The organism is Streptomyces sp. NPDC030893 (assembly GCF_055571535.1).
The window spans coordinates 38424-62857 of the sequence record NZ_JBVIFC010000011.1; the positions used below are offsets into that span (position 1 = coordinate 38424).

Annotated in this window: 22 protein-coding genes and 1 pseudogene; 16 read left to right on the forward strand and 7 right to left on the reverse strand. The window is 73.2% G+C overall.

All coding sequences use genetic code 11. The features are described from left to right. Window positions 1–229: 229 nt before the first annotated feature. The 7 genes from ACZ434_RS20890 to ACZ434_RS20920 all read left to right on the forward strand — a co-directional run bounded on the left by ACZ434_RS20890 (window position 230) and on the right by ACZ434_RS20920 (window position 9668). Complete coding sequence (locus ACZ434_RS20890; RefSeq protein WP_468458272.1) at window positions 230–1078, forward strand: TrmH family RNA methyltransferase; 849 nt, start codon at window positions 230–232, stop codon at window positions 1076–1078. Between the two features lie 91 nt (window positions 1079–1169). Next, window positions 1170–2315 carry a sensor histidine kinase gene (locus tag ACZ434_RS20895; protein ID WP_468457929.1) on the forward strand — a complete coding sequence of 382 codons (1146 nt, stop codon included), beginning with the start codon at window positions 1170–1172 and terminating at the stop codon, window positions 2313–2315. 174 nt (window positions 2316–2489) lie between these two features. Beyond that, the gene (pheS, locus tag ACZ434_RS20900; protein WP_468457931.1) at window positions 2490–3611 is read left to right on the forward strand and encodes a phenylalanine--tRNA ligase subunit alpha; all 1122 of its coding nucleotides are present in this window, start codon (window positions 2490–2492) and stop codon (window positions 3609–3611) included. Beyond that, window positions 3611–6124 (forward strand): phenylalanine--tRNA ligase subunit beta, encoded by a 2514-nt coding sequence (gene pheT / locus ACZ434_RS20905; protein ID WP_468457933.1) that lies wholly within the window; start codon window positions 3611–3613, stop codon window positions 6122–6124. Before pheS ends, pheT begins: the two co-directional genes overlap by 1 nt. A gap of 199 nt (window positions 6125–6323) precedes the next feature. Next, on the forward strand, window positions 6324–7373 hold the full coding sequence (locus ACZ434_RS20910; protein WP_468457935.1) for a PP2C family protein-serine/threonine phosphatase: 1050 nt from the start codon (window positions 6324–6326) through the stop codon (window positions 7371–7373). 249 nt (window positions 7374–7622) lie between these two features. Next, complete coding sequence (locus ACZ434_RS20915; protein WP_468457936.1) at window positions 7623–8963, forward strand: transcriptional regulator; 1341 nt, start codon at window positions 7623–7625, stop codon at window positions 8961–8963. Between the two features lie 159 nt (window positions 8964–9122). Next, complete coding sequence (locus ACZ434_RS20920) at window positions 9123–9668, forward strand: NUDIX hydrolase (RefSeq protein WP_468457938.1); 546 nt, start codon at window positions 9123–9125, stop codon at window positions 9666–9668. A gap of 52 nt (window positions 9669–9720) precedes the next feature. Here the strand turns inward: ACZ434_RS20920 and ACZ434_RS20925 are convergent, their stop codons facing one another. Then, window positions 9721–10581 (reverse strand): 3-hydroxybutyryl-CoA dehydrogenase, encoded by an 861-nt coding sequence (locus ACZ434_RS20925; protein ID WP_468457939.1) that lies wholly within the window; start codon window positions 10579–10581, stop codon window positions 9721–9723. Between the two features lie 167 nt (window positions 10582–10748). On the opposite strand from ACZ434_RS20925, the gene ACZ434_RS20930 reads away from it, so the two are divergent. Further along, the gene (locus ACZ434_RS20930) at window positions 10749–12005 is read left to right on the forward strand and encodes a glycoside hydrolase family 10-like protein (RefSeq protein WP_468457941.1); all 1257 of its coding nucleotides are present in this window, start codon (window positions 10749–10751) and stop codon (window positions 12003–12005) included. A 1-nt stretch (window position 12006) separates the two neighbouring features. Here ACZ434_RS20930 and ACZ434_RS20935 read toward each other — a convergent pair whose 3' ends face one another. After that, window positions 12007–12204: a DUF1918 domain-containing protein gene (locus ACZ434_RS20935; protein ID WP_468458274.1), complete on the reverse strand. Its 198-nt coding sequence runs from the start codon at window positions 12202–12204 to the stop codon at window positions 12007–12009. 15 nt (window positions 12205–12219) lie between these two features. After that, window positions 12220–13134 (reverse strand): annotated as a pseudogene (locus ACZ434_RS20940) (DMT family transporter); the annotation flags it as partial. Between ACZ434_RS20940 and ACZ434_RS20945 the strand changes: the two are divergent. The 3 genes from ACZ434_RS20945 to ACZ434_RS20955 all read left to right on the forward strand — a co-directional run bounded on the left by ACZ434_RS20945 (window position 13133) and on the right by ACZ434_RS20955 (window position 15754). After that, window positions 13133–14569, forward strand: a complete 1437-nt coding sequence (locus tag ACZ434_RS20945; protein ID WP_468457943.1) for an aminotransferase-like domain-containing protein — start codon at window positions 13133–13135, stop codon at window positions 14567–14569. The pseudogene ACZ434_RS20940 and the gene ACZ434_RS20945 overlap by 2 nt on opposite strands. 54 nt (window positions 14570–14623) lie before the next feature. Next, window positions 14624–15061, forward strand: a complete 438-nt coding sequence (locus tag ACZ434_RS20950; RefSeq protein ID WP_468457945.1) for a GNAT family N-acetyltransferase — start codon at window positions 14624–14626, stop codon at window positions 15059–15061. A gap of 99 nt (window positions 15062–15160) precedes the next feature. Next, window positions 15161–15754, forward strand: a complete 594-nt coding sequence (locus ACZ434_RS20955) for a histidine phosphatase family protein (RefSeq protein ID WP_468457946.1) — start codon at window positions 15161–15163, stop codon at window positions 15752–15754. On the opposite strand, the gene ACZ434_RS20960 is transcribed toward ACZ434_RS20955, so the two are convergent. After that, complete coding sequence (locus ACZ434_RS20960) at window positions 15736–16221, reverse strand: DUF6314 family protein (protein ID WP_468457948.1); 486 nt, start codon at window positions 16219–16221, stop codon at window positions 15736–15738. The genes ACZ434_RS20955 and ACZ434_RS20960 overlap by 19 nt on opposite strands. Before the next feature lie 90 nt (window positions 16222–16311). On the opposite strand from ACZ434_RS20960, the gene argC reads away from it, so the two are divergent. The 5 genes from argC to ACZ434_RS20985 are packed head-to-tail and all read left to right on the forward strand — an operon-like array spanning window position 16312 to window position 21154. Further along, window positions 16312–17340: an N-acetyl-gamma-glutamyl-phosphate reductase gene (gene argC / locus ACZ434_RS20965; RefSeq protein ID WP_468457950.1), complete on the forward strand. Its 1029-nt coding sequence runs from the start codon at window positions 16312–16314 to the stop codon at window positions 17338–17340. Beyond that, window positions 17337–18488 carry a bifunctional glutamate N-acetyltransferase/amino-acid acetyltransferase ArgJ gene (argJ, locus tag ACZ434_RS20970; protein ID WP_468457951.1) on the forward strand — a complete coding sequence of 384 codons (1152 nt, stop codon included), beginning with the start codon at window positions 17337–17339 and terminating at the stop codon, window positions 18486–18488. The genes argC and argJ overlap by 4 nt, the downstream gene beginning before the upstream one ends. Continuing rightward, entirely contained in the window at window positions 18485–19396 is a 912-nt protein-coding gene (gene argB, locus ACZ434_RS20975; protein ID WP_468457953.1) for an acetylglutamate kinase, read from the forward strand. Before argJ ends, argB begins: the two co-directional genes overlap by 4 nt. Next, window positions 19393–20601 carry an acetylornithine transaminase gene (locus ACZ434_RS20980; protein WP_468457955.1) on the forward strand — a complete coding sequence of 403 codons (1209 nt, stop codon included), beginning with the start codon at window positions 19393–19395 and terminating at the stop codon, window positions 20599–20601. The genes argB and ACZ434_RS20980 overlap by 4 nt, the downstream gene beginning before the upstream one ends. A gap of 7 nt (window positions 20602–20608) precedes the next feature. Next, window positions 20609–21154: an arginine repressor gene (locus ACZ434_RS20985; RefSeq protein WP_468457957.1), complete on the forward strand. Its 546-nt coding sequence runs from the start codon at window positions 20609–20611 to the stop codon at window positions 21152–21154. Window positions 21155–21350: 196 nt separating this feature from the next. Here the strand turns inward: ACZ434_RS20985 and ACZ434_RS20990 are convergent, their stop codons facing one another. The 3 genes from ACZ434_RS20990 to ACZ434_RS21000 are packed head-to-tail and all read right to left on the reverse strand — an operon-like array spanning window position 21351 to window position 24371. Beyond that, window positions 21351–22088: an FAD:protein FMN transferase gene (locus ACZ434_RS20990; protein WP_468458276.1), complete on the reverse strand. Its 738-nt coding sequence runs from the start codon at window positions 22086–22088 to the stop codon at window positions 21351–21353. A 55-nt stretch (window positions 22089–22143) separates the two neighbouring features. Next, window positions 22144–22932: an FMN-binding protein gene (locus ACZ434_RS20995; RefSeq protein ID WP_468457961.1), complete on the reverse strand. Its 789-nt coding sequence runs from the start codon at window positions 22930–22932 to the stop codon at window positions 22144–22146. A gap of 56 nt (window positions 22933–22988) precedes the next feature. Next, window positions 22989–24371, reverse strand: coding sequence for a ferredoxin reductase family protein (locus ACZ434_RS21000; RefSeq protein ID WP_468457963.1), 1383 nt, complete (start codon window positions 24369–24371; stop codon window positions 22989–22991). Window positions 24372–24434 lie beyond the last annotated feature (63 nt).

The following is a 24434-nucleotide window of genomic DNA, read 5'->3' on the forward strand; positions in this document are numbered from 1 at the left end:
TGCGCTGGCTTTGAGCCGGACGTGAGTGCAGGACCCGCAAGCTGGAAAGCCTGCGGGTCCTGTTGTTGCCTGACGGCGCGGCGTCGTCCGGCCGCGGGTCGGTCGTGGCTGGTCGCGCAGTTCCCCGCGCCCCCGGGGAACGGCAGCTCCGGCGTCCGGCGCGTGCTGCGCGCGTAGGCGAGCGTTCCACCATCGCGTTTCCCGAGACTCCACGAAAGTGAAGAAGCAGATGCCCTCCGTCAGCCCCGAGCTGATCTCCCCCCGTTCCTCGCGTGTGGCTGCTGCCCGGCGGCTCGGCAAGCGGAATTTTCGGGGGAAGGAGCGGCTGTTTCTCGCCGAGGGGCCGCAGGCCGTGCGGGAGGCCGCCGGGTACGGGGACACGCTCGTCGAGCTGTTCGCCACACCCGAGGCGGCCGAGCGGTACGCCGACATCATCGGCGGGGCCCGGGACGCCGGTGCCCGGATCCACCTCGCCTCCGAGGACGTCATCGCCGACATCTCCACCACCGTCACCCCCCAGGGGCTGGTCGGCGTCTGCCGGTTCCTGGACACGCCGTTCGACGAGATCCTCGCCGCCCGGCCGAAGCTCGTCGCCGTCCTCGCGCACGTACGCGACCCCGGGAACGCAGGCACCGTACTGCGGTGCGCCGACGCCGCCGGAGCCGAGGCCGTCGTCCTCACCGACGCCTCCGTCGACCTGTACAACCCCAAGGCCGTACGCGCCTCCGTCGGCTCCCTGTTCCATCTGCCCGTCGCCGTCGGGGTGCCCGTCGAACGGGCCGTCCGGGGACTCCGGGACGCGGGCGTACGGCTGCTGGCCGCCGACGGCGCCGGAGACCGGGACCTCGACGACGAGCTCGACAAGGGCACCATGGGCGGCCCGACCGCCTGGGTCTTCGGCAACGAGGCCTGGGGGCTGCCCGAGGAGACCCGCGCCCTCACCGACGCCGTCGTCCGCGTCCCCATCCACGGAAGGGCGGAGAGTCTGAACCTGGCCACCGCCGCCGCCGTATGTCTCTACGCGTCGGCACGTGCACAGCGCGCCGCCGGAGGGTGCCGCTCCGTCACCGGCACCTAGTAGGCTGACCAGCCCGGGGACCCTCCCCAAGCTCTCGGCCGGTCCCGAGCACGGGGCACCCCGAGGACGTTCCGAGAGGTGGGGTACGGGGATGAGTGTCGGCACGAGCAGCGCACCGGGAGCACGACGGGTCGCGCGTCCGCCCGCGCCCCGGCCCGGTGATCTCGCCGAACTCGGCATCGACCCCGACCAGTTGCCCGACGGACTCGTCGTCGCCGACGAGCACGGCCGGGTGATCTGCTTCAACGCGGCGGCCGTGCGCATCACGGCCGTACCCGCCGAGCAGGCCCTCGGCCGGCGGCTGGAGACCGCCCTGCCCTTAGAGGACCTGGAGGGCCGCCGCTGGTGGCAGCTCACCGACCCCTACGGCGGCCTCGCCATCCGCGTGAGCCAGCCCGAACGCAACCTCCTGCTCCCCGGCGGCCGCGAAGTCCTCGTCTCCGCCCGCTACGTCCGCACCCGCCCCACCGGCCCCGTCCGCCGCGTCGTCGTCACCCTGCGCGACACCGAGGCCCGGCGCCGCACCGAGCGCAGCCACGCCGAACTGATCGCCACGGTCGCCCACGAACTGCGCTCACCGCTCACCTCCGTCAAGGGCTTCACGGCCACCCTGCTCGCCAAATGGGAGCGGTTCACCGACGACCAGAAGCGGCTGATGCTGGAGACCGTCGACGCCGACGCCGACCGGGTCACCCGGCTCATCGCCGAACTGCTCGACATATCGCGCATCGACTCCGGACGCCTGGAGGTGCGCCGCCAGCCCGTCGACATCGGGGCAGCCGTCGGACGCCACATCCAGGCCCACGTCGCCGCCGGACAGCGGGCCGACCGGTTCCTGCTGCGGGTGCAGCACCCCCTGCCCGACCTGTGGGCCGACCCCGACAAGGTCGACCAGGTGCTCAGCAACCTGCTGGAAAATGCGGTGCGGCACGGCGAGGGAACCGTCACCATCGACATCACGCCCTCGGCGTCCCCCCGCGAACGGGAGAACGCCGACAACGCAGCCACGTCGGTCACGGTGAGCGACGAAGGGCCCGGCATTCCGGAGGAGTCCATGAACCGCGTCTTCACCCGCTTCTGGCGGGGCAGCAAACGCGGCGGAACGGGCCTCGGGCTGTACATCGTCAAGGGCATCGTCGAAGCCCACGGCGGCACCATCACGGTCGGACGCGCCGCCGGCGGCGGCGCCGAGTTCCGATTCACCTTGCCCGTGGCGGCACCGGCGTATCTCACCTGAGGGACCGCCCCCGCCCCACGGGCGCATTCGCCCACCCCGGCACCGTTAGACTCGGCCTTTGGCACCTTTGTGTCCCGGAAACCTGGACGCACCGTCCACGAGTCGGTACGGGGACCATCAGCCTGGGGGCACCTCCCAGCGGTAGCTGGGGGACAATCGGAAGCACGGGAAGAGATGTCGGCACCCAATAAGTCGTACGACCCTGTCGAGGTCGAGGCGTTGAAACCGGAAGAGATCGAGCGCATGCGGGACGAGGCGCTCGCCGCCTTCGCCGCCGCGGACTCCCTCGACGCGCTCCAGGAGGCCAAGGTCGCCCACACCGGCGGCACGTCCCCGCTGGCGCTGGCCAACCGCGAGATCGGCGCCCTGCCGCCGCACGCGAAGGCCGACGCCGGCAAGCGCGTCGGCCAGGCGCGCGGTGCCGTGAACAAGGGCCTCGCCGCCCGCCAGGCCGAGCTCGAGGCCGAGCGCGACGCGCGCGTCCTGGTCGAGGAGGCCGTGGACCTCACACTGCCCCACGACCGCGTACCGGCCGGCGCCCGGCACCCGCTCACCACGCTCTCCGAGCGCATCGAGGACATCTTCGTGGCCATGGGCTACGAGGTCGCCGAGGGCCCCGAGGTCGAGGCCGAGTGGTTCAACTTCGACGCCCTGAACATCGGCCCGGACCACCCGGCCCGCGGCGAGGCCGACACCTTCTTCGTGGAAGGCCCCGAAGGCGGCACCGAGTCCGGTGTCGTGCTGCGCACCCACACCTCGCCCGTGCAGATCCGTTCCCTGCTCGACCGCGAGCTGCCGGTCTACGTGATCTGCCCCGGCCGCGTGTACCGCACCGACGAGCTGGACGCCACGCACACCCCCGTCTTCCACCAGGTCGAGCTGCTCGCCGTGGACGAGGGCCTGACCATGGCGGACCTCAAGGGCACCCTGGACCACATGGTGCAGTCGCTGTTCGGCGCGGAGATGAAGACCCGGCTGCGGCCGAACTTCTTCCCCTTCACCGAGCCGAGCGCCGAGATGGACATGCTCTGCTACGTCTGCAAGGGCGCGTCCGTCGGCAACCCCGACCGGCCCTGCCGCACCTGCTCCAGCGAGGGCTGGATCGAGCTCGGCGGCTGCGGCATGGTCAACCCGCGGGTGCTCACCGCCTGCGGCGTCGACCCCGAGAAGTACAGCGGCTTCGCCTTCGGGTTCGGCATCGAGCGGATGCTGATGTTCCGCCACAACGTCGAGGACATGCGAGACATGGTCGAGGGTGACGTCCGGTTCACCCGGCCGTTCGGGATGGAGATCTGATGCGGATCCCGCTTTCTTGGCTGCGGGAGTACGTCGACCTGCCGGCGACGGAGACCGGCCGTGACGTACAGGCCAAGCTCATTTCGGCCGGGCTGGAGGTCGAGACCGTCGAGCAGCTCGGCGCCGACCTCAAGGGCCCCCTCGTCGTCGGCCAGGTGCTGACCATCGAGGAACTGGAGGGCTTCAAGAAGCCGATCCGCTTCTGCACCGTCGACGTGGGCCAGGCCAACGGCACCGGTGAGCCCCAGGAGATCGTCTGCGGCGCCCGCAACTTCGCCGTCGGCGACAAGGTCGTCGTCGTGCTCCCCGGCGCCACGCTCCCCGGCGGCTTCTCGATCAGCGCCCGCAAGACCTACGGCAAGGTCTCCCACGGCATGATCTGCTCCAGCGACGAGCTGGGCATGGGCGACGACGGCACCCACGGCATCATCGTGCTGCCGCCGGAGACCGAGGTCGGCAAGGACGCCATCGAGCTGCTCGAGCTGGTCGACGAGGTCCTCGACATCGCCGTCACCGCCAACCGCGGCGACTGCCTGTCGCTGCGCGGCGTCGCCCGCGAGACCGCCATCGCCTACGGCCTGCCGCTGCGCGACCCGGCCCTCCTCGACGTGCCCGGGCCCAACGCCTTCGGCTACCCGGTGAAGGTCTCCGACCCGGCCGGCTGCGACCGCTTCACCGCCCGTACGGTGACCGGCCTCAGCCCCGAGGCGCGCTCGCCCATCTGGCTCAAGCGCCGGCTCCAAAAGGTCGGCATGCGCCCGATCTCGCTCGCCGTCGACGTCACCAACTACGTGATGATGGAGCTCGGCCAGCCCCTGCACGCCTACGACCGGGGCCTGGTCCAGGGCACCATCGGCGTGCGCCGGGCCGAGGAGGGCGAGAAGATCGTCACCCTCGACGGCGTCGAGCGGAAGCTGCACGCCGAGGACCTCGTCATCACCGACGACCGCGGCCCGATCGGCCTCGCCGGCGTCATGGGCGGCGCCGACACCGAGATCGCCGACCACGACGACGCCGAGAAGTCGACCGGTGACGTGGTGATCGAGGCCGCCCACTTCGACCAGGTGTCCGTCGCGCGCACCGCCCGCCGGCACAAGCTGTCCTCGGAGGCCTCCCGCCGCTTCGAGCGCGGCGTCGACCCGCAGGCCGCCGCCGCTGCCGCACAGCGCACCGTCGACCTGCTGGTGCTGCTCGCCGGCGGCACCGCCGAGGCCGGCGTCACCGAGGTCATCGCCCCGTCGGCGCCGCACACCGTCACCGTCGCCGCGGACCACCCCGACAAGGTCGCGGGTGTGACGTACGGACGCGAGACCGTCGTACGCCGCCTCCAGGAGGTCGGCTGCGACGTGTACGGCCAGGACGAGCTGATCGTCACCGTCCCCTCCTGGCGGCCGGACCTCACCGACGCCAACGACCTGGCCGAGGAGGTCATCCGCCTGGAGGGCTACGAGAACCTGCCCTCCACGCTGCCCAGGCCGCCCGCCGGCCGGGGGCTGACCGCCCGCCAGCGGCTGCACCGCCGCATCGGCCGCGCGCTCGCCGGGGCCGGCTACGTCGAGGCGCCGAACTACCCGTTCGTCGGCGAGCAGGTCTTCGACCAGCTCGGTCTGGCGGCCGACGACCCGGCCCGCCGTGTCGTCAAGCTGGTCAACCCGCTCAGCGACGAGGAGCCCGCGCTGCGCACCTCGCTGCTGCCGGGCCTGCTCGGCGCGCTGCGCCGCAACGACGGCCGGGGCTCGCACGACCTCGCGCTGTTCGAGACCGGCCTGGTCTTCCAGCCGCGGGGCGAGCGGAAGACCGCCGCGAACCTGCCGGTCGACCGCCGTCCGAGCGAGGACGACATCGCCGCGCTGAACGCCGCGCTGCCCGACCAGCCCCGGCATGTCGCCGTCGTACTGGCCGGTGCCCGCGAGCAGGCCGGCTGGTGGGGCAAGGGCCGCCCGGCCGACTGGGCCGACGCGGTCGAGGCCGCCCGGACCGTCGCCCGCGAGGCCGGCGCCGAACTGGGCATCCGCAAGGGCCAGTACGGGCCCTGGCACCCGGGCCGCTGCGCCGAGCTCACCGTCACCGTCGACGGCGCCGAGCGCGTCATCGGCCACGCCGGTGAGCTGCACCCGCGCGTCCTGAAGGCCCTGGGCCTGCCCGCGCGCGGCTGCGCCATGGAGCTGGACCTGGACGCCCTGGAGCGAGTCGGCGACGACACCCCGCAGGCGCCCGGCATCTCCACCTTCCCGGTCGCCACCCAGGACGTCGCGCTGGTCGTCGACGCGTTCGTGCCGGCCTCGGACGTCGAGGCCGCGCTGCGCGAGGGCGCCGGCGCGCTGCTGGAGTCCATCCGCCTGTTCGACGTGTACGAGAACGCCGAACAGCTCGGCGAGGGCCGCATGTCGCTGGCGTACGCGCTGCGCTTCCGCGCGAACGACCGGACGCTGACCGTCGACGAGGCGTCGGCGGCCCGCGAGGCGGCGGTGGCCCTCGCGGCCGACCGCACCGGAGCGGTCCTCCGGGGCTGACGACCACCAGGTCACGAGGGTGTGGGGGGCGTGCGCAGTGGCGCACGCCCCCCACACCTCTGTGTCCCCGCCGGTCACCTCACTCGTTCGGGTGACTGTGCGGGGTGATGCGTCAGGATCAGGCCAAACGGTCGACAGAATCAGACCGGCCTCTCGAGGCCGGTCTGCGCTGTCCGGGCCTATATGGGGGGCCATCGGCATGATCCGCTTCAAGCCCGGGGCTTACCGCTGGGTCCCTCCCCGGTTCCTCTCACGGGCCTTCACGCTGCTGGTGCCCCTCGCCTGGGGCGCCGCCGGGGTCACCTACCGGCTGGCCTGCCCGCTCGCCCACGACGACGCCCTCGGCGCCCGTCTGGTCAGCAGCGCCGTCCTGTGCACGGTCATCACCGGTCTCGTGATGCACGTCCGGAGCAGACTGCTGCGCGAACTGCGGCGGGCCCGGCGGATCGCGGAGGCCGCGCAGAGCGTGCTGCTGCGGCCACCGCCGCCGCGGGTCGACGGGCTGGCCGTCGCCGCGGTGCATCTGTCCGCCGACCGGGGAGCCCGGATCGGCGGCGACCTGTACGAGGTGATCGCCACCGAGCACGGTGTGCGGGCGGTCATCGGTGACGTCCGGGGACACGGGCTCGGTGCCGTACGGACCGCGGCCGCCGTCCTCGGCAGCTTCCGGGAGGCCGCCCACGACGAGGCCGAACTGGCCGGTGTACTGCGCCGGCTGGAGCGGGCGATGGCCCGCCACCTGCGGGAGCGGGCCCGTGCCGAGTCCGACCCGGCGGTGGGGGAGGAGTTCGTCACCCTCCTGCTGCTGGAGATCCTCCCGGACGGGGAGGTGCGGGCGCTGAACTGCGGACACCCCTGGCCGCATCTGCTCACCGGGCAGGGTGCCGAACCGCTCGCCCGCGCCGATCCGCTGCCGCCCCTCGGCCCGTTCCCGCTGCCCGCCGAACTGCCCGCCGTCCCCTGCGGGCACCTGCTGCCGGGCGACGCGCTCGTGCTGCACACGGACGGAGCCGAGGAGGCGCGCGACACCGAGGGCCGCTTCTTCCCGCTCGCGGACGTCCTCACCCAGGCCGCGGGCACCCGCCCGCCCACCCCGCAGTCGGTGCTGCGCACGGTCCTCACGGCCCTGCTCCGGCACTCGGTCGGCCCACCGAAGGACGATGTGGCCCTCCTGGTCCTCAGAAACGAACGCCACGCCCGCCACCCCGCCCCGAACCTCCACGAGGAGGCGCGCCTGCGGGCGTCGTAGGGCCGGCGGGGCCGTCCGCCCCGCCACGGAGTGTCGGGCAGGCAGCCGGGCGGACGGCGCGGGAACGGGCCGCCGCACTGTACGAGGGGGAGCCGGCGGCCCGGCCGGCCTCTTTCGAGGCAATTCAGTCAACCGGCCGGAAACTCTCCGCGACAGCGCGCGCACACTGCGGATGCGGGCACTCCGTTCACACCCCATGTGAACGGGCAGCCACTAATCTGTCCGCACCGAGCCAACGGGGGGCCCGACATGCAGCCCAACACTCTGCTCGACGCGATCCTGGACGAGGCCGGCGTCTCGCACGCCGGACTGGCCGCGCACGTCAACCAGGCCGGACGGGCGCGCGGCCTGTCCCTGAGGTACGAGCACACCGCCGTGGCGCGATGGCTGAAGGGACAGCGGCCCCGGGGCCAGGTGCCCGACCTGATCTGCGAGGTGCTCGCCGCCCGGCTGCGACGCCCCGTCACCCTCGACGACATCGGGCTCGGCGTGCCCGGCGAACCGGCGGCCCCGCACACCGGGTCGCTCTCCGGGTTCGTCGAGCGGGCCACCGCGCTGTGGCGCTCCGACCAGCAGCGCCGCCCCCACGTACTCGGCGCGCCCGCCGTCACCGGCACGCCCGCCGTGATGCCCGTGTGGGAGTGGGAGAACCCGCCCGAGGACGTGGACGTCTCCCGCGGCGGCCGGCACCGGGTCACCCCGACCGATCTCGACATGCTGCGCGCCGCCCGTACCCACTACGAGCAGCTGTACCGCAAGGCGGGCGGTGTGGCGACCCGCGCCCGGATCGTCGGGTTCCTCAACGCCGAGGCCGCCCCGCTGCTGCGCGGCGGCTACACCGACGCCACCGGCCGCCAGCTGCACCGGGCCACCGGGGGCCTGGTCGCGATCGCCGGCATCTGCGCGTACGACTCCGACGCGCACGGCCTCGCCCAGCGCTACTTCCACCAGGCGCTGCGGCTGGCGAAGGCCAGCGGCGACCGGGGGCTCGGCGCCTATGTGATCGCGCTGCTGGTCAACCAGTCGCTGTTCATGCGGGAGTACCGGCAGGCCGTCGCCTTCGCCGAGGCCGCGCTGCGCGCCGCCGGCACCCGCATCACCCCGGCCCTCGCCGCCGACCTGTACGCGATGCAGGCCAAGGCGTACGCACACCTGGGCGACGGCACGAGCGCGCTGTCCTGCATCCGCCGGGCCGAGCGGTCCGCCGAGCGCATCCGGCGCGGGTACGAACCCGACGAGACCGGCTATGTCCAGCCCGGCCTGGTCAACGTCCAGGTGGCGGAGGCCCTGCTGAGCCTCGGTGAGCTGACGGCGGCCGGCGAGCACGCCGCGGCCGCCGTGGACACCCCCGCGCACGACCGGGGCCGGGTCCACCGGCTGGCGATGCTGAGCACCATCGAACTGCGCCAGGGCAATGCCGACAAGGCGGTGGCCATCGCGGTGCAGATGACCGAACAGGCCCGGGGAATGGAGTCGCAGCGGCTGCGCGACAGACTCCGCGCGGTGCGCGAGCACCTCGTGCGCAGCGGCTGCGCCGGCACCGCAGAGGCGGCCGAGCTCATCGACGGCGCACTGCGCGTACCGCTCTAGCCAGGGCCCTGTCGGACAACCCCCAGTTCACGGCTCCCGCGTCCCGATGTGCGCCGTCGTCGCGCCTTCCGCTGCGCCGGGGGCGGCCTCCCGTGCGCCTGCTGCCGGAACGGCCGTTGCTGCGATATTGCCACTCACTCGTCGGAAGGTGGCAGAACCGTGCAGTGGACGAAACGGAACGAACAGCCTGTGTACTCGAACCGCTGGTTCAGCGTCAATCTCGCGGATGTCGAACTCCCGGACGGCCGGCATCTCGACCACTTCCTGATACGCCTGCGGCCCGTCGCCGTCGCCACGGTGGTGAACGAGGCCAATGAGGTCCTGCTGCTGTGGCGGCACCGTTTCATCACCGACAGCTGGGGCTGGGAACTCGCGGCCGGCGTGGTCGAGGACGGCGAGGACGTCGCCGGGGCCGCGGCGCGGGAACTGGAGGAGGAGACCGGCTGGCGGCCGGGGCCCCTGCGCCACCTCATGAGCGTGGAGCCGTGCAACGGCCTCACCGACGCCCGGCACCACGTCTACTGGGCCGACGAGGGCGAGTACGTCGGGCACCCCGTCGACGACTTCGAGTCGGACCGCCGGGAATGGGTGTCCCTCAAACTGGTCCCCGACATGGTCGCCCGCGGAGAGGTCCCGGCCGCCAACATGGCCGCCGCGTTACTCCTGCTCCACCAGCTCAGGCTCGGCCAGGACGACCGGCCCTGACACGCCCCGGGGCCGGGCACCTGACGGAAGGTGCCGGGCCCCGGAGCGCCGCTCAGCCGTACGTGTAGAAGCCGGAGCCGCTCTTGCGGCCCAGCCGGCCCGCGTCGACCATCCGCTGGAGCAGCGGGGGAGCGGCGTACAGCGGTTCCTTGTACTCCTCGTACATCGAGTACGCGACCGACGCCACCGTGTCCAGACCGATCAGGTCGGACAGCTTCAGCGGCCCCATCGGGTGGGCGCAGCCCATCTCCATGCCGTTGTCGATGTCCTCACGGCTCGCGATGCCCGATTCGAACATCCGGATCGCGGAGAGCAGGTACGGGATCAGCAGCGCGTTCACCACGAACCCGGAGCGGTCCTGGGCGCGGATCGCGTGCTTGCCCAGCACCTTCTCGGTGAAGACCTGGGCCCGGCTCAGCGTGCCCTCGGAGGTGGTGAGCGCCGGGATCAGCTCGACCAGCTTCTGCACCGGGGCCGGGTTGAAGAAGTGGATGCCGATGACGTGGTCGGGCCGCGAGGTGGCGACCGCCAGCTTCACCAGCGGGATGGAGGAGGTGTTGGAGGCCAGGATCGCGTCCGGCCGGGTCACGACCTGGTCCAGCACCTGGAAGATCTCCGTCTTGACCTGCTCGTTCTCCACCACGGCCTCGATCACGAGATCGCGGCCGGCGAACTCGCCGAGGTCGGTGGTGAAGCTCAGCCGGGCCTGTGTGGCCTCCAGCTCCTCCGCGGAGATCTTGCCGCGCTCGGCCGCCTTCGACAGGGAGCTGAACAGCCGGGTACGGCCGATCTCCAGGGCTTCGCCGGTGGTCTCGGCGACCATCACGTCCAGTCCGGCACGGGCGCAGACCTCGGCGATCCCCGCGCCCATCTGGCCGCAGCCCACCACTCCGACGCGTTCGATGTCGGTCACATCGTCCCTTTCGCTTCTGCTTACGGCTGTGGCAGGGTGCCGGGTCCCGGGTCCTGCTCCGTTCGTGCACGTTACTCCGAAGTATCGATGATCGATCGCGCGGGTGGGGCATCCTGGGCGGGAGCCGATGCCTGACCAGCGGGTTCGACGACGTACGAGGGGGCACGATGGGGTGGGTGTCACGCAGGGGTTTCGCGGGGCTGGCGCTGGCCGCGCTGGCGACCGTGCCCCGGGCGTCCGCCGCCCCCCGGCCGGCACCGGGTGCGCCCGGCGGCCAGGGGCGGGGCGGAGCGGCGGCCGGCGAGATGCGCGGCATGTGGGTGGCCACCGTGACCAACCGCGACTGGCCCTCCCGGCCGGGCCTGAGCGCCGCCCGCCAGCGGGCCGAGCTGACCGCCCACCTCGACGCGGCCGTGCGCGCCCGGCTCAACACCGTGGTCTTCCAGGTGCGGCCCACGGCCGACGCCCTGTGGCCCTCGCCCCACGAGCCCTGGTCGCAGTACCTCACCGGCACCCAGGGCGAGGATCCCGGCTGGGACCCGCTCGGCACCGCCGTCGAGGAGGCCCACGCCCGCGGCCTGGCGCTGCACGCCTGGTTCAACCCCTACCGGGTGGCCCTGCACGCCGACCCCGCCCGGCTCGCCGCCTCCCACCCGGCCCGCCGCAACCCCGGCTGGCTGGTCACCTACGCGGGCAAGCTCTACTACAACCCGGGGCTGCCCGAGGTCCGCGCCTTCGTGCGGGAGGCGATGCTGGACGCGGTGCGCCGCTACCCCGTCGACGCGGTCCACTTCGACGACTACTTCTATCCGTACCCCGTGGCCGGCCAGACCTTCGACGACGACCGCGCCTACGACGCCCACGGCGGCGCCTTCCCCGACCGGGCGGCCTGGCGGCGGGACAACGTGAACCGGCTCGTGCGGGAGACGGCCGCCGGGATCAGGGCCATCCGGCCAGGCACCCGCTTCGGCATCAGCCCGTTCGGGGTGTGGCGCAACGCCGAGACGGACGAGCGGGGCTCCGACACCCGCGCGGGCGTGCAGACGTACGACGACCTGCACGCGGACACCCGCAGGTGGGCGCGGGAGAACTGGATCGACTACATCTGCCCGCAGCTGTACTGGCACATCGGCTTCGCCCCCGCCGACTACGCCGAGCTGCTCCCCTGGTGGGCGGAGGTCGTCGAGGGCTCCGGGACCCGGCTGTACGCGGGGGAGGCGCTCTACAAGGCGGGCGACCCGGCGCAGCCCGCCGCCTGGCGGGACCCGGCCGAGCTGTCCCGCCACCTCACGCTGGCCGCGGAGCACCCGCAGGTGAGCGGTCACGTCTTCTTCGCCGCCCGTGAGGTGACGGCCGACCGGAACGGGGCGATGGCGCGGGTCGTCGCCGACCACTACCGCAAGCCGGCGCGGCCCCCGCGCTGATCTACCGCCGGGTCGTGGTCCGGTGCCGGATCTCGGTGTCGGGGCCGGGGGAGCACACGCCCTCGTGCCCGTCCTCGAACCGGACGCGATAGGGCGGGTTCCCCTCCTCGCCCATCACTTCGACGATCTCACCGACCTTGTCCGGCTGGCCGACCACCCTGCCGTGCTGGACAAGCTGGTCACCCGTGGTTGCGCGCATGGGGCCCTCCTCTCCACCGCGTGCCCGCTGGGTGACGGCGATGCACACCAGCACCGCCGCGGCCGTCAGCGGGGCGGCCACCGTCAGCTGCTCGTTCAGCAGCAGCACCGACCACACCAGTGTGAGCAGCGGCTGGGCGAGCTGCAACTGGCTGGCCTTGGGAATGCCGATGGCCGCCATGCCCCGGTACCAGACGATCAGCCCGAGGAACTGTGAACCCGCCGCCACCCACAGCAGACCGGCCACGCCGTGCGCGGTCAGCCGCACCGGCTCGACGGTCAGCGCGACCGCGGCGACGGGCACGGTGAGCGGCAGGCACAGCATCAGCGCCCAGCCGATCACCTGCCAGCCCGGCATCACCCGGGCCAGCCTGCCGCCCTCGGTGTAACCGGCCGCGCACACCAGGAGGGCCGCGAAGAGATACAGGTCGGCCGTCGTCAGCGCGCCGCCGCTCTGCCGCACGGTGAAGGCCAGTACCGCGACCGCTCCGACGAGGGCCGCCGCCCAGAAGGTGCGCGAGGGGCGGGAGCCGGTCCGCAGCGCGGACAGCAGGGCGGTGGTCAGCGGGAGCAGACCGACCACGACGGCCGCGTGCGCGGTGGTCGAGGTCTGCAGCGCCAGGGTGGTCAGCATCGGGAAGCCCAGCACCACTCCGGCGCCGACCACCGCCAGCCCCGGCCAGTGCTCGCGGCCGGGCGGCGATACGCGCAGGGCGAACAGGCAACCGCCCGCGATCAGCGTCGCGAGCACACTGCGCACGGCCACCAGCGACCAGGGCCCGAACCCCTCGAGGCCCCACGCGGTGGCCGGGAAGGTGAGGGAGAAGGCGATGACGCCGAGGGCGGCCTGGAGGGTGCCGAAGCGGCGGCCGTCCCGGAGGGCGGGCACTGCTATCGAAGACGCTGCGGTAGCGCTACTCTGTGCTCTCATGCAAGAGCGTAGCAGCGTCGCCGAACTGGCGGAACAGCTGAGAAGAGAGCTGGACCGCTACTCCCCGGGTGGAAAGCTGCCGTCCAGTCGGGCCCTGGTGGAGCGGTTCCGGGTGAGTCCCGTGACCGTCTCCCGGGCGCTGGCGGTGCTCGCCGCGGAGGGTCTGGTCGTCACCCGGCCCGGCGCCGGCGCCTTCCGCGCCCCCAGCCGGCCCCCGGCCGCCCCCGCCGGCGACACCTCCTGGCAGGAGGTCGCCCTCAGCGCCGACGGCGCCGCCGAACTGGTTCCGCGTTCGGTGGACGCCTCCGGCGTGCTGGTCTCGCTGGCCGCGCCGCCGCCCGGGGTGATCGAGTTCAACGGCGGCTATCTGCACCCCTCCCTCCAGCCGGAGCGGGCCATGGCGGCGGCGCTGTCCCGGGCCGGACGCCGCCCGGGCGCCTGGGGCCGGCCGCCCATGGAGGGGCTGCCGGAGCTGCGCGAGTGGTTCGCGCGGAGCGTCGGCGGCCCGGTCACGGCAGCCGGGGTGCTGGTCACCTCGGGCGGACAGTCCGCGCTCACCACCGCCCTGCGCGCGCTCGCCCCGCCGGGCGCGCCCGTGCTCGTCGAGTCACCCACCTACCCCGGCATGCTCGCCATCGCCCGCGCGGCCGGCCTGCGCCCGGTGCCCGTCCCGGTGGACGCGGACGGCGTACGGCCCGCCCTGCTCGCGGACGCGTTCCGGGCGACCGGCGCCCGGGTCTTCGTCTGCCAGCCGCTGTTCCAGAACCCCACCGGCGCCGTGCTCGCCCCCGAGCGGCGCGGCGAGGTGCTGCGCATCGCCCGCGAGGCGGGTGCCTTCGTCGTCGAGGACGACTTCGTCCGGCGGCTGGTGCACGAGGACGCGGGCCCGCTGCCCCGCCCGCTGGCCGCCGACGACCCCGACGGGGTGGTGGTGCACGTCTGCTCGCTGACCAAGGCCACCTCGCCCAGCTTCCGGGTGAGCGCCCTGGCCGCGCACGGCCCGGTGCTGGAGCGGCTGCGGGCCATCCAGGTCGTCGACACCTTCTTCGTGCCCCGGCCCCTCCAGGAGGCCACGCTGGAACTCGTCGGCTCGCCCGCGTGGCCGCGCCATCTGCGCGCGGTCTCCGCCGCGCTGCGGGCCCGCCGCGACGCGATGACCGCCGCGCTCCGCCTCCACCTGCCCGAACTCGCCCTGCCGCACATCCCGTCCGGCGGCTACCACCTGTGGCTGCGGCTGCCCGAGGGCATCGCGGAGTCCGCCCTGACCACCGCCGCCCTGCGCGCGGGCGTCGCCGTCACCCCCGGCCGCCCCTACTTCGCCGCCGAGCCCCCGGCCGGGCACCTCCGCCTGAGCTTCGCGGCGGTGGCCGGCACCGGCGAGCTCGCGGAGGGCGTACGGCGCCTGCGCACCGCCTGCGACGAGGTCCTGGGGTAGACGCGGTGGGATAAACGTTCGACGCTGCCCGGGGCGGCCTGCGAGCATCCCGCCATGACCGACACCCCGCCCCTGCCCGAGGGCTACGAGATCTCCACCGACCCCGCCAGGATCGACGCGGCCCGCGTGCACGGATGGCTGTCGACCGACGCCTACTGGGCCCTGGGCCGCTCCCGGGAGACGCAGGACCGGGCGATGGACGGCTCCTCGAACTTCGGCGTCTACGACACCGTCTCGGGGGACCAGGTGGCGTATGCCAGGGTCGTCACCGACCGGGCGACCTTCGCCTGGCTGTGCGACGTGTACGTCGACCCCTCGGTGCGGGGCAAGGGAGTCGGCACCGCCCTGGTCACGGCCGTACGGGAGGAGCTGCGGTCCTGCGGGGTGAAGCGTGTCGTGCTGGCCACGCACGACGCCCACGGCGTCTACGCCAGGCTGGGGTTCCGCCCGCTGGAACGGCCCGACCACTGGATGCTGCTGCCCTTCGCGTGAGGGCGGCGGGCCCCACCGGTGAGTAGGGCCCGGGACACCCGGAGTGACGGCGGGGCGGCACCCCTTGACCTGTTCACTCCGGCGGCTGACGATCGCGGCATGGCACTTCGGGTCACGTTCGTCGCCGCCGCGGGGAGCTCCTCGGTGCTCGCCGAGCGCTTCGAGGACGTCCGGCCGCTGGACCAGGCCGGATGGCACGAGGTGCAACGGGCCGCGCACGAGCTGCTGCCGCTCGCGGCGGCCGATCTGCGCTACTGCTCACCGGCTCCGCGCAGCCGCGCCACCGGTGAGGGTCTGGGATACGCGCCGCTGGTGCAGCTCGCCCTGCGCGACTGCGACATGGGCCGCTGGCGGGGCCTGACCCTGGGCGAGGCGATGGCCCGGGAACCGGAAGCCGTGGACGCCTGGCTCGCCGACCCGCGGGCCACGCCGTACGGCGGGGAGTCGCTGATGGCCTTCATCGGCCGGGTGGGCGGCTGGCTCGACACCCGGCCGGCCGACGGCGACTGCACGGTCGTCGCGGTGGCCGAGCCCTCGGTGATCCGGGCGGCCCTGGTGTACGTGCTCAAGGCACCGCCCGCCACGTACTGGAGCATCGACGTCCGCTCGCTGTCGACGATCAGTGTGGCCGGCCGGGCGGGCCGCTGGAGCCTGCGCCTGGAAGGGGCCTCGGCTCAGCCCATGCGCGCGTAGTCGGTGGTGAGCTCCAGATCCTTCGCGGGGCCCCGCACCCGCCATACCGCCCGCCAGCGGTCGGCGTCGTACACCGTGAACTCGCCCCGGTAGAGGTCCGCCGAGCAGGGGTGCTCGGCGACGTACCGGCCCGTCGTCAGATCCAGGTCGTGGAACGGCCGCCCGTCGGCGAACCGCACGTCCGCCGTGCCGCCCGGACCCGGCAGGAAGCGCAGGGTCCGCTCGGCGGGCCGGGTCACATCCCGCCAGGTGAACCGGCCGGACTCCCGGTGCAGCAGCCCACCACCCTCCAGCGGACCGAACACGACCGTCCCCTCGAAGCGCCCTTCCTCACCGCTCGCCAGATCCCGCACGGTCCGCTCCGCCCGCCACCGCCCCCTCAGATACACCAGCACCTCACCCACCGGCCGGCCCCCGCCCGTCGCACCCCGCTCCGACATCTCCACCGCCCCACGACCGATCGACATCTTCCTGCCTCCCCCCATCCTGCCGTCGATCGTATTGCATAAACCTGCGGAGAGCCGTATAGTCATGCCATCCAGGAGGAGGGTTTTCCCATGGTGGTACGTGCGGCGGTGGCCGGAGCGAGCGGGTATGCGGGCGGGGAGGTGCTGCGTCTGCTGCTGGGGCATCCCGGGGTGGAGATCGGCGCGCTGACCGGCAACTCCAACGCCGGGCAGCGACTGGGCGCGCTCCAGCCGCATCTGCCGCCGCTCGCCGGACGGGTGCTGCAGGAGACGACCCCCGACGTGCTCGCCGGGCACGACGTCGTGTTCCTCGCGCTGCCGCACGGACAGTCCGCCGCCGTCGCCGAACAGCTCGGCGAGGACGTGCTCGTGATCGACATGGGTGCCGACTTCCGGCTGGCGGACGCCGCCGACTGGGAGCGGTTCTACGGCTCCCCGCACGCCGGCACCTGGCCGTACGGCCTGCCCGAACTGCCGGGTGCCCGCGCCGCGCTGGAGGGGTCCAAGCGTGTCGCGGTGCCCGGTTGCTACCCCACCGCCGTCTCCCTCGCCCTCTTCCCGGCGTACGCCGCCGGCCTGGCCGAGCCGGAGGCGGTGATCGTCGCCGCCTCCGGCACCTCCGGCGCGGGCAAGGCGGCCAAACCCCATCTGCTCGGCAGCGAGGTCATGGGCTCCATGTCGCCGTACGGCGTGGGCGGCGGGCACCGGCACACGCCCGAGATGATCCAGAACCTCAGCGCGGCGGCCGGCGAGCGGGTCTCCGTCTCCTTCACCCCCACCCTGGCCCCGATGCCCCGCGGCATCCTCGCCACCTGCACCGCGAAGGCCGCGCCCGGCGTCACCGCCGACTCCGTGCGCGCCGCCTACGAGAAGGCCTTCGCCGACGAGCCGTTCGTGCACCTCCTCCCCGAGGGGCAGTGGCCCGCCACCGCCTCCGTGTACGGCTCCAACGCCGTGGCCGTGCAGGTCGCCCTCGACGAGGCCGCGGGGCGGATCATCGCGATCAGCGCCATCGACAACCTGACCAAGGGCACCGCGGGCGGTGCCGTCCAGAGCATGAACATCGCCCTGGGTCTCGACGAGACCACGGGACTGACGACGATCGGAGTTGCGCCGTGAGTGTGACGGCAGCACAGGGATTCACGGCGGCGGGCATCGCCGCCGGGATCAAGGAGAACGGCAACCCCGACCTGGCCCTCGTGGTCAACAACGGCCCCCGACGGGCCGCCGCCGGCGTCTTCACCTCCAACCGCGTCAAGGCCGCTCCCGTGCTCTGGTCCGAGCAGGTGCTGAAGAGCGGGCAGCTGACCGCGGTCGTCCTCAACTCCGGCGGCGCCAACGCCTGCACCGGCCCCAAGGGATTCCAGGACACCCACGCCACCGCCGAGAAGGCCGCCGAGGTGCTGGGCACGGGCGCGGGCGGGATCGCCGTCTGCTCGACGGGACTCATCGGCGTACTGCTGCCCATGGACAAGCTGCTCGCGGGCGTGGAGACGGCCGCCGGCCAACTGTCCGAGCACGGCGGCGAGAAGGCCGCCATCGCCATCAAGACCACCGACACCGTCCACAAGACCTCCGTCGTGACGAAGGACGGCTGGACCATCGGCGGCATGGCCAAGGGCGCCGGCATGCTCGCCCCCGGCCTCGCCACCATGCTCGTCGTCCTCACCACCGACGCCGACCTCGACTCCGAGGCGCTCGACAAGGCCCTGCGCGACGCCACCCGGGTCACCTTCGACCGCGTCGACTCCGACGGCTGCATGTCCACCAACGACACCGTGCTGCTGCTCGCCTCCGGAGCCTCCGGGACCACGCCCGGCCACGAGGAGTTCGCCGAGGCCGTACGGGCCGTCTGCGACGACCTCGGCCAGCAGCTGATCCGCGACGCCGAGGGCGCCAGCAAGGACATCAAGATCGAGGTGATCAACGCGGCGACCGAGGACGACGCCGTCGAGGTCGGCCGCTCCATCGCCCGCAACAACCTCCTCAAGTGCGCCATCCACGGCGAGGACCCCAACTGGGGCCGGGTGCTCTCCGCCATCGGCACCACGAAGGCCGCCTTCGAGCCCGACGAGCTGAACGTCGCCATCAACGGCGTCTGGGTCTGCAAGAACGGCGGCGTCGGCGAGGACCGCGACCGGGTCGACATGCGCTACCGCGAGGTCCACATCGTCGCCGACCTCGCCGCCGGCGACGCCACCGCCACCATCTGGACCAACGACCTCACCGCCGACTACGTCCACGAGAACAGCGCCTATTCATCATGAGCACCACGCGTAAGCACACCGCGCTGCCCAAGGCGCAGATCCTCATCGAGGCCCTGCCCTGGCTGACCCGGCACCACGGCAGGACCGTCGTCATCAAGTTCGGCGGCAACGCCATGGTCGACGAGGACCTCAAGGCCGCCTTCGCCCAGGACGTCGTCTTCCTGCGGCACGCCGGCCTGAAACCGGTCGTCGTGCACGGCGGCGGCCCGCAGATCAGCCGGGCCCTCGAAACCCACGGCATCGTCAGCGAGTTCAAGGCCGGCCTGCGCGTCACCACCGAGGAGGCCATGGACGTCGTCCGCATGGTGCTCGCCGGACAGGTGCAGCGGGAGCTGGTCGGACTGCTCAACCGGCACGGACCGTTCGCCGTCGGCCTCACCGGCGAGGACGCGCACACCCTCACCGCCACCAAGCACCGGCCCGAGATCGACGGCGAGCCGGTCGACATCGGGCGGGTCGGCGAGATCACCGCGATCGACACGGGCGCGATCGAGGCACTGCTCGCCGACGGCCGCATCCCGGTCGTCTCCTCGATCGCCCGCAGCCAGGACGACGGTGATTCGGGCCATGTCTACAACGTCAATGCTGATACGGCGGCTGCGGCACTCGCTGCTGCACTGGGCGCCGAAACCCTCATGGTCCTCACGGACGTCGAAGGACTCTACGAGGACTGGCCGAACAGCGACGAGGTGATCAGCCGGCTCACCGCCTCCCAGCTCGAGAAGCTCCTGCCGGAGCTGTCCGCCGGCATGGTGCCGAAGATGGAGGGCTGTCTGCACGCCGTACGGGGCGGGGTGCGGACGGCCCGCGTCATCGACGGCCGGGTCCAGCACTCGATCCTGCTGGAGATCTTCACGGACGAGGGCATCGGCACCATGGTCGTGCCCGACGAACAGGGGGAGTCGTGAGCAACGCGGAACTCACCACGCGCTGGCAGGGCGCGCTGATGAACAACTACGGCACGCCGCGCCTGCCCCTCGTACGCGGCGAGGGCCCGAAGGTCTGGGACGCCGAAGGCACGGAGTACCTCGACCTCGTCGGCGGCATCGCGACCAACGCCCTCGGCCACGCCCACCCGGCGATCGTCGAGGCCGTGAGCCGGCAGATCGGCTCCCTCGGCCACATCTCCAACCTCTTCATGGCCGAGCCGACCATCGCCCTCGCCGAGCGGCTGCTCCAGCTCTTCGGCCGGGACGGCAGGGTCTTCTTCTGCAACTCCGGCGCCGAGGCCAACGAGGCCGCCTTCAAGATCGGCCGGCTGACCGGGCGGACCCATGTCGTCGCCACCGAGGGCGCGTTCCACGGCCGTACGATGGGCGCCCTCGCGCTCACCGGCCAGCCCGGCAAGCGCGAACCGTTCCAGCCGCTGCCCGCGGACGTCACCCACGTGCCCTTCGGCGACGCGCAGGCGCTGGCCGCCGCGGTCACCGAGGAGACCGCCCTGGTGATCATCGAACCCGTCCAGGGCGAGCACGGTGTCGTCGTCCCGCCCTCCGGCTACCTGAAGGCGGCCCGCGCCATCACCGCCGCGACCGGCGCGCTGCTCGTCCTCGACGAGGTGCAGACCGGCGTCGGCCGCACCGGGCACTGGTTCGAGTACCAGGCGCACGAGGGCGTCCTGCCGGACGTCGTCACCCTGGCCAAGCAGCTCGGCGGCGGCCTGCCGCTGGGCGCCACCGTCGCCTTCGGCCGCGCCGCCGACCTGCTCGGGCCCGGCCACCACGGCACGACCTTCGGCGGCAACCCGGTCGCCTGCGCCGCCGGACTCGCCGTTCTCGACACCATCGAGGGTGAGGGGCTGCTGGAGAACGTCAAGCGGCAGGGCGAGCGGCTCCGCGACGGAATCGAGGCGTCCGGCCACGCCCTGATCGACCATGTCCGGGGCGCGGGCCTCCTCCTGGGTATCGTGCTCACCGAGCCGCTCGCACCCCGGGTGCAACAGGCGGCTCAGGACGCCGGGTTCCTCGTGAACGCGCCGGCCCCCGATGTCGTACGGCTCATGCCGCCGCTGAACCTCGGGGACGACGCGGTGGACGCCTTCCTCGGGGCGCTGCCCGGCATCCTGGACCGGGCCGCCGCGGCGGCGGGTGGGGAAGGACGATCCGGAGAATGAGACGACGATGAGCCAGGAGCAGGACCAGGAGCAGGGTCAGCACACCGGCCCGGCCGTGCCCCAGACGCGCACCGCGCGTCACCGCCGGATCGTGGACATCCTCAACCGGCAGCCGGTGCGGTCGCAGAGCCAGCTGGCGAAGCTGCTCGCCGACGACGGGCTGAGCGTCACCCAGGCGACGCTCTCCCGGGACCTGGACGAGCTGAACGCGGTGAAGATCCGCAACACCGACGGCGACCTGATCTACGCGGTGCCGAGCGAGGGAGGGTTCCGCACCCCCCGTGCGCCGCTGGGGGGCTCCGCGAAGGAGGAGCGGATGCGGCGGCTCTCGCAGGAGCTGCTGATCTCCGCCGAGGCGTCGGCGAACCTCGTCGTCCTGCGGACCCCGCCGGGCGCGGCGCAGTTCCTCGCCTCGGCGATCGACCAGGCGGAACTCCACGACATCCTCGGCACGATCGCCGGCGACGACACGCTGCTGCTGATCAGCCGGGAGCCGGCGGGGGGCCAGGCGCTGGCCGACCACTTGCTCCGACTGGCGCAGAACGGCAACTGAAGGGAGCGGCGCGGTGGTCCGCCGACCGCGGGAACGTCGTGGCCGGTCGAGCCGCCCCCCCAGCTGCGGGCAGTCGTGCCGCTGGGGCGGCACGGGTGGGCGCAGCGGCACCCCGCGAACGCGGGTGAGTGAAACCCCGGTACCTCAGCCGCAGCGCCGCTCACCCGCAGCGCCGCTCAGCCGGCAGCCGCCCCGCTCACCCCAGCCACCCCGCCAGACCCCCCGTGCACCGCACCTCGTCCCCCGCGGTGATCAGCAACCCCTCCACGTCCGGCAAGGACTCCAGCCAGCGCAACCCCTCCCGCGACCCCATCGCGAACGCCGCCGTCGCCCAGCAGTCCGCCCACGTCAGCCGCGGCGCGATCACCGTCACGGCGACCAGGTCGGTCACCGCCGACCGCCCCGTACGGGGGTCGACGATGTGATCCCCCCGCTCGGCCGTCCCGGACGTGGCCACGGCCAGCTCCGACGCCCCGGCCGCCGACACCACCGCCGCCAGCCCGCCCGGCCGCAGCGGGTCCGACACCCCCACCCGCCAGGGCCGCCCCGCCCCCGGCGCCCCCAGCAACTGCACATCACCGCCCCCGTTGACGCTCACCCCCGCCGCCCCCGCGGCGGCGAGCCGCCGTGCCGCACGCTCGGTGGCCCACCCCTTGACGATCCCGGTCGGGTCCAGCCGCCCCCGGTAGCGCGCGCTGAACCAGCCCTCGCTCACCCGCTCCGCCTCCGCCGCCAGCTCCAGCACCTCGGCGACCTCGGGAGCGCACTCCCCGACGCTCAGCTCACCGCGCGCCAGCCGGGAGATCTGGCTGTCGTCGCGGTACGTGCTGAACACCTCGTCGGCCCGGTGCAGCCCCGCGACGGCCTCCTCCACCGCCACGCGCACCGCGTCGGACCGCCCGCCGCGGACGTCGAGGGAGAAGACGGTCCCCATCGTCTCCTCCGCATGACGTACCGCGGCGGGAGCCTCGGCCGGTTCGGCCACCGTGTCAGCCACCGGCCTTGTCCAGCGCCGACTGGAGGGACTGTTTGTATCCGGCGCTGGTGTACGTCGCCCCCGACACCGCGTCGATCTCCGCGCTGCCCGCCGCGACGGCCGCCTGGTTGAGCCTGGGGACGGAGTCGGAGGTGATCCGGTCGCTCTGGCCGCCCTTGGGCGCCTGGACCGCCTCCGCCTTGGTGATCTTCCCGCCGCTCACGGTGATCCGGACCTGCACCGCCCCGTACTGCGTCTGCGCCGCGTCCCCGGTGACCGTCCGCGCCTGCGCCTCACCGGCGTCGCCCCCGCCGCCCGCGTCACCGCCGTCACCGCCGCCCCCCGCGGCCCCGGCCGCCCGCGCCTTGTCCAGCGCCGACTGCAACGACTTCTTGTACCCGGCACTGGTGTACGTCGCCCCCGACACCGCGTCGATCTCGCCGCCCTGCGCGGCCACGGCCGCCTGGTTGAGCCTGGGGACGGAGTCGGAGGTGATCCGGTCGCTCTGGCCGCCCTTGGGCGCCTGCACCGCCTCCGCCTTGGTGATCTTCCCGCCGCTCACCGTCAGCCGGACCTGCACCGCGCCGTACTGGGTGCTCGCCGCGTCCCCGGTGACCGTGCCGTCCCCGATGGGCTGCGAGCCGCCCTGCGGGGACTGGGCCGCCGCGGGCGGGGCCGCGCCGCCCGCCGCCTCGGCCGACCCCGGGTCGGACGCCGGCTTGAGCGACAGCAGCAGCACGATCCCGGACACGGTGGCGGCGGTCGCGAGCACGACGCGCCGGACGGGGTGACTCTTCCTCATCGCTTCTCAAGCTCCTGATGGGTGTGGATGACCCGGGTGGGTGAACGGCCCGTCGCTCATATCTCGAACGACTCGTGATGGATGCGCCGGGCGGGGACTCCCGCCTCGCGCAGTGCGTCGTACACCGACTGCGCGAACCCGGGCGGCCCGCACATGAAGACGTCGTGCCGGTCGACGTCCGGGATCTTCCGCTGGAGGCTCTCCGCCGAGATGTCGGGACGCTCCCCGTCGGGGCTGTTCACGGCGTACATCAGCCGCGCGCCCCGCTCGTCGGCGATCTTCGCCAGCTCGCCCCAGAGCGCCAGGTCCTGCGTGCTGTTGGCCCGGTAGAGGAGGGTGATGTCACCGGCCGCGCCGGGCAGCGTCTCGAAGAGCGCCCGCATCGGCGTGATGCCCACGCCGCCCGCGACCAGCAGCACCTTGCCGCGGCTGCGGCGCTGTGCGGTCAGCGCCCCGTACGGGCCCTCCGCCCACACCTTCGTGCCGGGCTCCAGCTCGCGCAGCCGGGAGGTGTGGTCGCCGATCGCCTTCACCGTGATCCGCAGCATGTCGGGGCGGGGCGCCGCCGACAGCGAGTACGGGTGGGAGCTGAACCGCATCCCGGGCGCCTTGAACCGCCAGCGGAAGAACTGCCCGGCCTCCGCGCCCATCCGGTGCAGCTTGCGCCCGGTGATCAGCACGGACACGATGCCCGGCGTCTCCTCGATGACCGCCTCGACGCGCATCCGGTGCCGCAGGTTCAGCCGGATCGGGGTGATCACCCGGTACCACAGGACGAGGGCGGTCACCGCGCCGTAGAGCCCGTACCAGAAGGTCTTGGCGGCCGGCTGGACGGCGAACTCGTTGCCGGTGGTGATCTGGTGCCAGAACGTCAGGAACACCGCCGCGTACGTCAGCAGGTGCACGTGGTACCAGCCGTCGTACGGCAGCCGGCGCCGGATCGGGCCGATGGAGATGAAGGCGATCACGAACAGCAGACCGGTGCCGATGGCGGCCTTGCCCATGTCGGGCAGCGTGTTGATGGAGGTGATCGTCTGCTGCACGATGCCGCCGAGGCTCTGGCCGGCCTGGCGGGCGTAGCCCCACATGATGAGGAAGACGTGCGCGATGACCAGGCTGACGGTGTAGCGGCCGCTCATCGCGTGCCAGCGGGCGACCCGGTCCGTACCCACCCGGCGTTCCAGCGCGGGCACCCGCGCCATCTGGAGCACCACCAGGGCCATCAGATAGCCGCCGAGCAGGCCGGTGATCCGGCCGGCGGCGACGATTTTGCCGGTGGTGTCCGCGATGGACGGGGTGTTGGTCCACCACAGCCACAGCACGGCCACCGCGCCCGCGCCCACGGCGAGCAGCAGGGGCACGGCGGGGGAGCGGCGCGGACGGATGCGGCGCATCGTCTGGCGGCGGGCGGCACGGCCGCCGGCGAGCGTGGTGGTCACGGTTCCTCCGTGGGGACTCGGCCCTTGGCCCACACATACGTGCCGTCACGCTGGAGCGTTCAG

Bases quoted from the DNA above. Each gene is read 5' to 3' on its own strand.
- ACZ434_RS20935 (WP_468458274.1), bottom strand. From the start codon at position 12,204: ATGCGCGCAACCACGGGTGACCAGCTTGTCCAGCACGGCAGGGTGGTC.
- pheS (WP_468457931.1), top strand. From the start codon at position 2,490: ATGTCGGCACCCAATAAGTCGTACGACCCTGTCGAGGTCGAGGCGTTG.
- ACZ434_RS20955 (WP_468457946.1), top strand. From the start codon at position 15,161: ATGGCACTTCGGGTCACGTTCGTCGCCGCCGCGGGGAGCTCCTCGGTG.
- ACZ434_RS20990 (WP_468458276.1), bottom strand. From the start codon at position 22,088: ATGGGGACCGTCTTCTCCCTCGACGTCCGCGGCGGGCGGTCCGACGCG.
- pheT (WP_468457933.1), top strand. From the start codon at position 3,611: ATGCGGATCCCGCTTTCTTGGCTGCGGGAGTACGTCGACCTGCCGGCG.
- ACZ434_RS20915 (WP_468457936.1), top strand. From the start codon at position 7,623: ATGCAGCCCAACACTCTGCTCGACGCGATCCTGGACGAGGCCGGCGTC.
- argB (WP_468457953.1), top strand. From the start codon at position 18,485: ATGAGCACCACGCGTAAGCACACCGCGCTGCCCAAGGCGCAGATCCTC.
- ACZ434_RS20930 (WP_468457941.1), top strand. From the start codon at position 10,749: ATGGGGTGGGTGTCACGCAGGGGTTTCGCGGGGCTGGCGCTGGCCGCG.
- ACZ434_RS20960 (WP_468457948.1), bottom strand. From the start codon at position 16,221: ATGTCGATCGGTCGTGGGGCGGTGGAGATGTCGGAGCGGGGTGCGACG.
- ACZ434_RS20985 (WP_468457957.1), top strand. From the start codon at position 20,609: ATGAGCCAGGAGCAGGACCAGGAGCAGGGTCAGCACACCGGCCCGGCC.
- ACZ434_RS20910 (WP_468457935.1), top strand. From the start codon at position 6,324: ATGATCCGCTTCAAGCCCGGGGCTTACCGCTGGGTCCCTCCCCGGTTC.
- ACZ434_RS20895 (WP_468457929.1), top strand. From the start codon at position 1,170: ATGAGTGTCGGCACGAGCAGCGCACCGGGAGCACGACGGGTCGCGCGT.
- ACZ434_RS20950 (WP_468457945.1), top strand. From the start codon at position 14,624: ATGACCGACACCCCGCCCCTGCCCGAGGGCTACGAGATCTCCACCGAC.
- ACZ434_RS20890 (WP_468458272.1), top strand. From the start codon at position 230: ATGCCCTCCGTCAGCCCCGAGCTGATCTCCCCCCGTTCCTCGCGTGTG.
- argC (WP_468457950.1), top strand. From the start codon at position 16,312: ATGGTGGTACGTGCGGCGGTGGCCGGAGCGAGCGGGTATGCGGGCGGG.
- ACZ434_RS20945 (WP_468457943.1), top strand. From the start codon at position 13,133: ATGCAAGAGCGTAGCAGCGTCGCCGAACTGGCGGAACAGCTGAGAAGA.
- ACZ434_RS20995 (WP_468457961.1), bottom strand. From the start codon at position 22,932: ATGAGGAAGAGTCACCCCGTCCGGCGCGTCGTGCTCGCGACCGCCGCC.